At 46.4% G+C, this 10,539-nt stretch carries 7 protein-coding genes and 1 pseudogene; 4 read left to right on the top strand and 4 right to left on the bottom strand.

Annotated elements, in window-relative coordinates; genetic code table 11:
* Nucleotides 1–87: 87 nt before the first annotated feature.
* The 4 genes from JGK16_RS30840 to JGK16_RS30825 all read right to left on the bottom strand — a co-directional run bounded on the left by JGK16_RS30840 (nt 88) and on the right by JGK16_RS30825 (nt 3,511).
* The gene (locus tag JGK16_RS30840) at nt 88–1,956 is read right to left on the bottom strand and encodes a tetratricopeptide repeat protein (protein ID WP_293186647.1); all 1,869 of its coding nucleotides are present in this window, start codon (nt 1,954–1,956) and stop codon (nt 88–90) included.
* A gap of 65 nt (nt 1,957–2,021) precedes the next feature.
* On the bottom strand, nt 2,022–2,858 hold the full coding sequence (locus tag JGK16_RS30835; protein WP_293193661.1) for a Uma2 family endonuclease: 837 nt from the start codon (nt 2,856–2,858) through the stop codon (nt 2,022–2,024).
* 128 nt (nt 2,859–2,986) lie between these two features.
* Nucleotides 2,987–3,235, bottom strand: coding sequence for a type II toxin-antitoxin system MqsA family antitoxin (locus tag JGK16_RS30830; RefSeq protein WP_293186644.1), 249 nt, complete (start codon nt 3,233–3,235; stop codon nt 2,987–2,989).
* A gap of 12 nt (nt 3,236–3,247) precedes the next feature.
* Entirely contained in the window at nt 3,248–3,511 is a 264-nt protein-coding gene (locus tag JGK16_RS30825; protein ID WP_293193659.1) for a DUF433 domain-containing protein, read from the bottom strand.
* Between the two features lie 31 nt (nt 3,512–3,542).
* On the opposite strand from JGK16_RS30825, the gene JGK16_RS30820 reads away from it, so the two are divergent.
* The 4 genes and pseudogenes from JGK16_RS30820 to JGK16_RS30805 all read left to right on the top strand — a co-directional run.
* Nucleotides 3,543–4,355, top strand: a complete 813-nt coding sequence (locus JGK16_RS30820; RefSeq protein WP_293193657.1) for an ABC transporter ATP-binding protein — start codon at nt 3,543–3,545, stop codon at nt 4,353–4,355.
* 232 nt (nt 4,356–4,587) lie between these two features.
* A complete protein-coding gene (locus JGK16_RS30815; protein ID WP_293193655.1) occupies nt 4,588–5,325 on the top strand; it encodes an ABC transporter ATP-binding protein in 738 nt (245 codons plus the stop codon).
* A 117-nt stretch (nt 5,326–5,442) separates the two neighbouring features.
* Entirely contained in the window at nt 5,443–9,414 is a 3,972-nt protein-coding gene (gene cobN, locus JGK16_RS30810) for a cobaltochelatase subunit CobN (protein WP_293193653.1), read from the top strand.
* Nucleotides 9,415–9,471: 57 nt separating this feature from the next.
* Nucleotides 9,472–10,539 (top strand): annotated as a pseudogene (locus JGK16_RS30805) (hypothetical protein); the annotation flags it as partial.

The raw sequence follows: 10,539 nt of genomic DNA, 5'->3' as shown, positions 1-10,539 counted from the left end.
ACAAAGAGTTAATTTTATTGTGGGGTGGGCATCTTGCCCGCCCCCTTTCTTTCTTAGCAACAGGCAAGATGCCTGTTCCACAAAGAGTTAAATAGATTGCTGGTATTTTTCCAACAATTCTGGGATATAATCGTAGCCATCAACACCGATCGCCGGAATGATACTCGCTCGACTTTTCGCCAAAGACTGCTTAAAAGATTCAGCCCCCATTTGTCCGCGCAAAATTGTCAGCAAACCAGCCGATTGTCGCCATTCCATCGCCCCAATTTGCTCCAAAGTATACATCCCCAAACAGCCAGCAAAAATTGCTTGTTCTAGTTGATTCAGACTGTAATAAGCTTGAGCTAAATAAGCCAAATTGAGACCTTGGAGATATAAGTCGCCGGAAAATTGAGCCGCTTGCCAACCTTTGACCAAATACTCGATCGCACCGGCAGCATTTTCCAGAGCAATTTTAGCAATACCGAGGCTGCTGGAGCAAAAAGCTTGACTTTGGCGATCGCCCAATTTTTCCGACAGCAGCAAACCTTGCTCCAAATAACTAATAGCACTTTCGTAAACCTCCGGTTCCACCTCCTCCAACTGCCGCGCCTGGAACACCTCGCTGTAGCCCAAATTAGCCAGGGCGTTCGCCTCACCTTGCCGCTCTCCCGCCTGCCGTGCCATAATCAAAGCCCGCTGACTGTAATTAATCGCTTCCTGATAATTTTTTTGAGCCACATAATTGCGGCTAATGTGATTGAGATTGGCGACTTCACAGGCTTTATCTCCTTCCATCCGGGCAATTTCCAGGGATTGCTTGTGCAGTAAGATCGATCGTTCGTAGGCCCCAGCCGCCTGCATCGAATAACCCAAAAGCGTCAAAATTCGAGCCTTCGCTTGAGTACCTTCAACACGCCGCAGCGGTTCATCTAAATAATCCAAAGTATGCCGCAAAGCTTTACCATCAAACGAAGCAAAAATCCCGCCATAAAGCGGAAAGTATTCCCGCTGAGAAAAAGTGCGTAAAATTTGCAAAGTTACTTGAAAACAAGCATTTGCCAACTGTTCGCCGCTCTTAGTAGAATTATTAAATCCACTAGCTAGCTGACTCCAAATTACAGAAAAAGTAATGTAAGTAGAAATCGAAGCTTTTGTGGACACCTTGGAATCATAAACTTGCTTGTCGAACCATGTTACCAAAGCCCGTTGCAAACACTGCAAAATTATCGCCAATTCCAGCAACGTACCTAATTCTACATTAGACTGCTTGGCTGCAAATTCAACGATAGAATCACCCCTGGCAATAGTCTGTAAAAGAGCGTTAGCAAAGGCACTATTAACTTTTTTTGACCAAAAAGCCCAAGGCCCATTTTGTTCGGGACTGCCGGCGAATCCTAGCTGCTGTGGCTGATAAATCCAGCCGACGAGTTCCGGTTCCAAGCGCTGCCAAGATTCTAAACCTTTAGCAATCCCGGCGGTGATTTGTTGCAAATCTCGTTCGGTTTCGGGATTGGTAGTTTGCAGCATTTGTTGGTGCACAGATTTTGACAATTGCTGCAATTGATCGAGAGTCAGCGGATGTTCTTTATTGGGATCAATTATTTGCAATATTGCCAGGAGGCGGCCGTTAGATTCGGCGGCAAGGATTTGTTGGATGGAAGATGCGATTTCGCGATCGACGCGGTTATCCTTCTGCCAACGTTCCCATTCTCCTTGGATAGTTTTTAGCGCTCTGAGGCTGCGATTTGCCTTGGCTTGTTTGATTTCGTCCTTTTCATTTCTGAGCAGGTTGTCGGTGGCATCGAGGCGTTCGCCAAAACAGCGTTCAAAGATTTCGCCCGTGCCGGTGCCAATGTCTTGCACCAACATTTGATATACTTGTTCTTTAGAGCGAATTTGACCTTTGAGGGTGATTTCGACAATTTTATCGATCAGTGCTAGGTAGCGATCGCGCAATGAAGTAGATTCTGGCATAAGTTATTTTTAGTTAATAAATTTTTATTGACACCGCGAGCCGTATTGCAGGCTGCTACTTAATTTTACAGATCATCTGGATTAATGCCCATGTCTCGGAGGCGATCGGCCAATCGATTTGCTCGCTGTCTTTCAGATTCAGCCCGCTGACTTTCAGATTCAGCGCGTTGACTTTCAGATTCAGCCCGTTGACTCTCTAATTCAGCCCGTTGACTCTCTAATTCAGCCCGTTGTCTTTCAAATTCTTCGGGAGTCAGAACCCAATCGCCACTAGCATCGTACCAGCGCAGCCACAACCTCGAAAAACCTTGATAATTACCTTCCCACAAACCAATACCTAACTCCAATTCCGGTATCCAGAATCGTGAATCAGTTAAAACTTGTTCGCAGTAACGATTATCAATCAATTGAAATACTCTCAGTTGATTAGTGTAGCGACTAAAAACAAAGTAGTAAGGAATCTGCAAAATCTCTTCATAAACTCGCCACTTAGTAGGCGGTTTATTTCGGATTTCTGGTGTAATTCCCAAATCTTCATCTTCAGTTCCAGGTGACAGGAGTTCCACTACTACTAGAGGACTAATATTTTCTTGCCACATCACGTAGCTGAGGCGCAAATCCTCACCTCGATAAAATCTAGAAGCGCCCAAGACAACGAACCAATCGGGTCTTTTATACCAATTGAGATGATTGGAATCGTAGTATAGATTGAGGTCTGTCGCTATAAAGATTTGGTCTAGCGGATGGTTGCGGGGGCGGCAGGTTTGACGCAGCAGTTCGGGTTGATAGTCATGAAATTCGTCAGGCAAACCGGGCTCCTCCGGGTCTTCACTAGGTAGATCGTACATCGTAGGGAGCAGTTTTGTTTGGTAAGGCTGCGAATCCGGTACGTACATCGTCATAAAATTACCCGGGCGAGACGGCTTAAGGAGATTGAGGCGGTACGGTCATTAAGACATTATAGCGGTTTTCGATTTCTTGCGAGTGCCGCTAAGGGCGATCGCATCTTCCCAAACAAACCAAAAATTATTTACGTGTAACTCTTGCTGGGAATTTGAATATATGAATCCGGCATTTCATTCTGCTGGTGAATAGCAAAGAAACGGCGCTCAATTTCTTTGAGAACTGCTGCATCATAATAAATCATGCCACAATCCAGACAAATCTCAACAGGCGTGTTAGGAACTAGCAAGTATTTACCTTGATGACTATACAGGTAATTGATTTTACGTTCCTCATAGCGGTTGCTACCACAGGTATTGCATCGGATTTCTCGCATGAGTTTATATTTTTATTTGCTAGTTTCCACCAACAGAGGTTCGATACGCTCGTGACTAATCAGCCGATGAGCATAAACTAGACAAGCCTGAATATCTTCTCTTTCTAACCAGGAATAGCCTTCGAGAATCGTTTCAGGAGTGTCGCCAGCCGCTAAGATTCCTAGAATGTGCTCAACCGCAAGACGGCGACCCCGAATAATCGGTTTTCCGTTAAATATTTGGGAATTTACTGTGATTCGTTCTAAGAGTTTTTGAGCATCCATAATTTGAGGCATAATTAGATATCTTATATTCTATCATTTGTTTATGAGTTCCGAACCCCTGACTCTCTCAAAAACCAATCCTGTTTTAGCCGCCCAAGGATTAACTCGCCGCTTTGGCGGTTTAGTTGCTGTAAACGACGTATCTTTTACAGTTGAAAAAAACGAGATATTTGGACTGATCGGCCCTAACGGTGCTGGCAAGACAACTCTATTTAATGTAATGACTGGACTGATACCTGCTTCTAGTGGCAATCTGATTTATCAAAATGAAAATATTTCCCAATTGAAGCCTTATCAAATTGCGAATAAAGGTATTGCGCGCACTTTTCAAAATATTAGATTGTTTGGGGATCTTTCGGTGTTGGAGAATGTGGCGATCGCCCGACACATCCACAGCCGATCGCAAAATCCGGTATTATCGCTACTATCGGGGATTTTCGGCTTACCAGAATCTAACGCTATGGAGCGCAAAACCCAGCGGAAAGCCATGGAATTGTTGGATTTGGTCGGTTTGGGCGATCGCGCGCAGGAACAAGCCAAAAACCTGCCCTACGGCGATCAGAGGCGTTTGGAAATCGCCCGCGCCTTAGCCCTGGAACCGCAAATCTTGCTGCTAGATGAACCAGCGGCGGGGATGAATCCGACGGAAAAGCACAAGTTAAGTGATTTCATCCGGGAAGTGCGGGAACAATTCAATTTGACTGTAATATTGATCGAGCATCACGTACCGCTGGTGATGGGATTGTGCGATCGCATTGCTGTGTTGCATTTCGGTCAGTTAATTGCCTTGGGAGAACCTGCTATTGTGAGGAATGATCCGGCTGTAATTGAGGCTTATTTGGGAGATGAAAAATAGATTGTTCCTTGGGTGGGGGCGGGTTTATGAGATTATCGATTTCAGTCGATTATGGTTGGCGAGCCCGCCCCTAAAGGTATCATGTAAATTAAAATTAATATTAATGGCTGCAATCAATAGGTTTTTACCCAAATCTTGTACGGGCGGGTTAACCAATAATAACTGCCTAAAACTAACAATCTCATAAACCCGCCCGCCCCAAGGACAAATATCAAAATCAGATTCACAATAAATGCACGAAACCCCACCAGAAACCACCCAAAATATCCTGTTAGAACTCAAAAACCTCTGTGTAAATTACGGAGGGATTCAAGCCCTGCAAAATGTGAATTTAACCATAAATGCGGGCGAAGTTGTCAGTCTCATCGGCGCTAACGGTGCGGGGAAAAGTACGACATTGAGAGCAATTTCTAAAATAGTTAATTTGCGGGAAGGACAAATCATCTACAGCGGGCGCGATATTAGCCGCCGACAAGCTCACGAAGTGGTAAAATTGGGAATCGCCCACAGTCCAGAAGGGCGAAGGGTTTTGGCGCAGCAGACGGTGTTAACTAACTTGGAATTAGGGGCTTATGTGCGATCGGACTTCGCAGCCATCAAAGCCGATTTAAGCCGCCAATTCGAGATATTTCCGCGCTTGGCAGAAAGGCGGACTCAACTGGCAGGAACCCTTAGCGGCGGGGAACAGCAAATGCTGGCGATCGCCCGCGCGCTCATGAGCCGCCCGAAACTGCTATTATTGGACGAACCCAGTTTAGGCTTAGCACCTGCGATCGTCAAAGAAATTTTCGGAATCATTCAAAACCTACGCTCTACGGGCGTTACAATCTTGTTAGTGGAACAAAACGCCAATTTAGCACTCCAAATTGCCGATCGGGCTTACGTACTAGAAGCTGGTAACATTACCATCACAGGCATAGCATCAGATTTACTCAACAACGAACAAGTAAAGAAAGCATACTTAGGTTAATTCCGACATTTTTGGGTTCGTAGTGAGGACTTCAGTCCTCTTCATGAATCCCAAAAATCAGAGGACTCAAGTCCTCACTACAAACTTAACTACAAAATTATTATAGAGGATAAATTAATGCACAAAATAGCAGCTACGCCCGGAGGTTGGAACCCTCAAGCAGAAGGAGTAATTTTTATACAGCAAACCCCAGCACCAATCGTATTTATTAGTGCTGCTGACACTGACATTCAAAAACTCGCGGCCGCCGCATCCAAAATGCCACCCGAATTCCCGAAAGTGCGGGCCGTAAATCTGCTTCAGTTGCAGCAACAATTAACCATTGACACCTACGCCGAGGAAATTTTAGAACGCGCAGAGGTAATAATTTTAAGGCTGTTAGGCGGGCGTTCTTATTGGTCTTACGGATTAGAAGTTCTGCGGGAAACGGTGCAGAAAACTAATGCGGTATTGATTGTGATGCCCGGTGAAGATAGTCCAGATCCGGATTTAATTAGTCATTCTAATGTATCGCTGTCCGCAGTCAATCAACTGTGGCGCTATTTCACAGAAGGCGGAGTCCAGAATTTTGTTAATGCACTCAAGTTTACGGCTGACACTTGTTTGAAAACTGCTTATAATCCGCCTCTTCCTCAAACAGTTTCTCGGGTGGGAATTTATGATTGGGGAGGAAATACAACGGCTGGTTTTGAAACTGTACAACCAGATTCCGATCCCCCTAAATCCCCCTTAAGAAGGGGGACTTTGAACCCAGATTCCGATCCCCCTAAATCGCCCTTAAAAACCGAAACTTTGACCACTTCTTGCCCCCCCCTTCTTAAGGGGGGCTGGGGGGGATCTCCGGGTTTACCAACCCTTGCTAAAGTCGGGATTTTATTTTATCGCGCTCATTACTTATCGGGAAATCTATCACCTATTGATGCACTTTGTCAAGCATTATATGACCGAAATTTAGTACCAGTTCCCGTCTTTGTGTCTTCGCTGCGAGAACCGGATTTGCAAGTGGAATTGGTGGAACATTTTAAACCCAAAGATTCCGAACCAATTCAATTACTCATTAATACAACAAGTTTTGCAGTCTCGGGTTTCAACAATCTCGAACCGGAACAAAATAGCTTTAAATCCTTAGATGTTCCTATCTTGCAAGCAATCTTCAGCGGCGGCGGTTTGGAACAGTGGGAAACTGAATTACAAGGACTTTCGCCGCGAGATGTGGCGATGAATGTGGCATTGCCAGAAGTAGATGGGAAAATTATTACTCGGGCTGTTTCTTTTAAAGCTGTACAAACTTGGAACAGTGAATTAGAAACAGATGTGGTAGGATATGTCGCAGCGGACGATCGCATTTCATTCGTAGCAGACTTAACGGCGAATTGGGTGAAGATGAAGCAAACCCCCGCCGCCAACAGACGCATCGCCATAATTCTCGCAAATTATCCCACCCGCAACGCCCGCTTAGCTAACGGCGTTGGCTTGGATACGCCCGCTAGCTGTGTGGAAATCCTCAAGGCTATGCAGGAAGTCGGTTATCAAGTAGATAATATTCCCAGCAGCGGGAACGAGTTAATTGAAATGCTGATATCTGGCGTAACAAATGACCCGGAAGGACGGGAATTGCGCCCTGTAAATCAATATTTGGATTTGGCGGAATATCAAGAATATTTTGCAACTTTGCCGCAGCAAGTACAGGATGGAATTTGTAATAGATGGGGGTTAGCGACTGGGGAAAGAAGGACTGAAGTCCTTACTACGAACCTGGAAGGAAGGACTGAAGTCCTTACTACGAACCTGGATACGAATCTGTTTCCGATTCCGGGGATTCAATTCGGAAATGTGTTTGTCGGGATTCAACCGTCGCGGGGATACGAAATCGATCCGGCGTTAAATTATCACGCGCCGGATTTGGAACCAACTCACAATTATCTTGCTTACTATTATTGGCTGCGCGAAAAGTTGGGAATTGATGCGATTATTCATGCGGGAAAACACGGGAATTTAGAATGGCTTCCCGGTAAAAGTGTGGCATTGTCTAATAAATGTTATCCCGAAATCGCATTAGGCGCGCTGCCGAATTTCTATCCGTTTATTGTCAACGATCCGGGGGAGGGTTCCCAGGCAAAAAGACGATCGCAAGCCGTGATTATCGACCACCTCACCCCGCCGATGACTCGCGCCGAACTTTACGGGCCTTTGCAGCAGTTGGAAGCCTTAATCGACGAATATTGCGAAGCCCAAAGCTTAGATCCGTCGAGATTACCGATGATTCGCGATCGCATTGTAGCCCTCACCAACCAGGAAAATCTAGATAAAGACCTAGGTATCCAACTCAATAAATCGGAGTTTACCGAGTTTATCACCCGCACCGACGGTTATCTTTGCGAACTCAAAGAGTCCCAAATCCGCGACGGATTGCATATTTTTGGTCAATGTCCCCAAGGTAGACAGTTGCGAGATTTGATAATTGCGATCGCCCGCCATCCTAGCACAAATCGTTCCGGCTTAACCCGCGCCTTAGCCCAAGACTTAGATTACGACTTCGATCCCTTAACCACCGCAGGCGATTTAACCGCAGAATTAGAAGCAAAAGCTGCTGAATTAGTAGATGATTTAATCAAAAACATCCGCGTCGATCCGCGTTCATCTGCGGTTAAAATAGGAGAAGCAACCCAACAAGAATTAGATTGGATTTCCAACTATCTTTTACCTTCACTCCTCCAAACAAACCAAGAAATTACTAACCTGTTGCGCGGACTAGATGGGCGACACATCCCCAGCGGTGCATCCGGCGCACCCACCCGCGGCAGACCAGATGTATTGCCCACGGGCCGCAATTTTTACTCCGTAGATATCCGCGCTATTCCCACAGAAACTGCTTGGAGAGTTGGCAGAGTTGCAGCCGAAACTTTAATCGAAAGATACACTCAAGAAAATGGTGAATATCCCAAAACTTTGGGTTTGTCTGTGTGGGGAACATCGACTATGCGGACAGGTGGAGACGACATCGCCGAAGCCTTAGCATTAATCGGAGTTCAACCAATTTGGGATGGGCCTTCGCGCCGGGTTGTAGATTTTGAAATCTTGCCTGTTGCTGTTTTGGGGCGGCCGCGCGTTGATGTTACTTTGCGGATTTCTGGCTTTTTCCGCGATGCTTTTTTTAATTTAATTGATTTGTTTGACTCGGCTGTCAAAGCTGTGGCGGATTTAGATGAACCTGCGGAAGACAATCCTTTAGCAGCACAAGTTAAACAAGAGATTTTGGATTTGGAATCGGCTGGTTTGAGTCGGGAAGATGCGAAAGTGCGATCGCAATTTCGAGTCTTTGGTTCAAAACCGGGGGCTTATGGTGCGGGGCTTCAGGGAATAATTGAAGCTCAAAACTGGACAGACGATGGCGATTTAGCAACAGCTTACATTAATTGGAGCAGTTACGCCTATACTTCCTCTAGTTCCTCAAATTTGCCTGGAGATGCAGCCGGAGTTCAACAAAGTGAATGGGGATGTTCGGCACCGGAAGCCTTTACACAGCGCCTCAGTCAAATGCAAATAGTTCTCCAAAATCAAGACAACCGCGAACACGATATCCTCGACTCCGACGATTATTATCAATTCCAAGGGGGAATGACTGCGGCAATTCGCAATTTGCAAGGGAAAAATCCTGAAACTTATTTCGGAGATAACTCGATTCCCGAAAATCCAAAAGTGCGACAACTCAAAGAAGAAATTGCGCGGGTTTATCGCAGCAGGGCGGTAAATCCGAAATGGATTGAAGGGGCGATGCGTCACGGTTATAAAGGTGCTTTTGAAATTGCCGCAACGGTGGATTTTTTGTTTGCTTACGATGCTACGGCGAATTGTGTTGAAGATTTTATGTATGAAGGAATTGCACAGGCTTACATTTTTGATGAAAAAGTTCAGGTATTTATTCAGGAAAATAATCCTTGGGCGCTGCGAGATATGGCGGAAAGATTGTTAGAAGCTCGCCAACGGGGGTTGTGGGAGAGTGCCAGTCAGGATATCCTTGATAAATTGCGATCGATCGCCCTGGAAGCCGAAGCAGTCATCGAATCCCACACAGAAATACGCAATTAACATCACCAGCCCACTTGCGGTAATATTTACTAATGTTTCGCGAACGGTGAAAGCTGTATGATTCGCCGCTACATAGCTACTCTGGGTACTAACATCTTAAAACGTACCTGCACCGCGATCGCTGCGATCGCCCTAACAACAGTCGGATGTTCGCCACCCAAGCCACCCAACACCGCAGCGACATCAAGCCCGATCGCATCATCCTCCGTCCTAACGCAGCCACCAACCTCTGTGTTAGCCAAAAACCCCAATAAACGCCAAAAATCCATCAGCGTTCCTTCCTGCGCCCAAAACGACCCATTTGGAGATTCAGTTAACTTTGCCACCAAGGCCGCCAATTTGGCTCAATCCGCCAATTCAAAACAAGAGTGGGACGAAGTAGCAGCCCAATGGGTGCAAGCGGTAGCCTGGATGCAAGCGGTTCCCCCCGGTAGTCCCAGGCGGGCGTTTGCTGAAAAAAAAGTCACCGAGTACATGAAAAATCTGGTTTATGCCCAACAGCAAGCGGGCGCAAGTCGATCGCAAGCCAGTACAGTCAGCTTCAGCAGCGATTTACTCGACGAACAGTTAGAACTATACCTATCCTACGTTGCAGCCGTCGGGCCGCCAGATGTTTTGATCGTCGGTAGTTCCCGGGCGTTGCAGGGCGTCGATCCCAAACAGCTAAAACAATCTTTGGCTGCTAACGGCACTCCGGGTTTAAAGGTATTTAACTTTGCAGTCAACGGCGCAACTGCCCAAGTTGTTGACTTTCAACTGCGACGGCTGTTGAAGCCCGATTATTTACCTCAAATGATTGTCTGGGCGGACGGTGTGCGCGCATTTAACAGCGGCCGGGACGATCGCACTTTTAATTCGATCCTAGATTCTGAAGGCAACCAGCTTTTAGCAGCAGGCGTTCGCCCCAAACTCCCGTCTGGTGAACCTAACGTGACGCCCCAGTGTTACCGATTCCCGCAGTCTTGTAACACCGATGGCGACGGGATTTTCCGCCGATCCCAGGCATCGGTCGATCGGGCTTTTAGCGGCGGGCAAGATGCCCACCCCACAGTCAAATTACTCAACAGTGGAACAGGCATCTTGCCTGTTGCTGACTGGGGCGGGCAAGATGCCCACCCCACAGTC

Origin of the sequence: Microcoleus sp. PH2017_09_SFU_O_A (genome assembly GCF_020738625.1) — a bacterium.
In the GTDB taxonomy this organism is placed as follows: domain Bacteria; phylum Cyanobacteriota; class Cyanobacteriia; order Cyanobacteriales; family Microcoleaceae; genus Microcoleus.
Note: the sequence above shows the minus strand (reverse complement) of the source record. Positions and strands in the feature narration are given on the sequence as shown.

Excerpts from the sequence above, each read along its gene's own strand:
- JGK16_RS30825 (WP_293193659.1), bottom strand. The coding sequence starts at position 3,511 with ATGCCTCAAATTATGGATGCTCAAAAACTCTTAGAACGAATCACAGTA.
- JGK16_RS30815 (WP_293193655.1), top strand. The coding sequence starts at position 4,588 with ATGCACGAAACCCCACCAGAAACCACCCAAAATATCCTGTTAGAACTC.
- JGK16_RS30830 (WP_293186644.1), bottom strand. The coding sequence starts at position 3,235 with ATGCGAGAAATCCGATGCAATACCTGTGGTAGCAACCGCTATGAGGAA.
- cobN (WP_293193653.1), top strand. The coding sequence starts at position 5,443 with ATGCACAAAATAGCAGCTACGCCCGGAGGTTGGAACCCTCAAGCAGAA.
- JGK16_RS30820 (WP_293193657.1), top strand. The coding sequence starts at position 3,543 with ATGAGTTCCGAACCCCTGACTCTCTCAAAAACCAATCCTGTTTTAGCC.
- JGK16_RS30835 (WP_293193661.1), bottom strand. The coding sequence starts at position 2,858 with ATGACGATGTACGTACCGGATTCGCAGCCTTACCAAACAAAACTGCTC.
- JGK16_RS30840 (WP_293186647.1), bottom strand. The coding sequence starts at position 1,956 with ATGCCAGAATCTACTTCATTGCGCGATCGCTACCTAGCACTGATCGAT.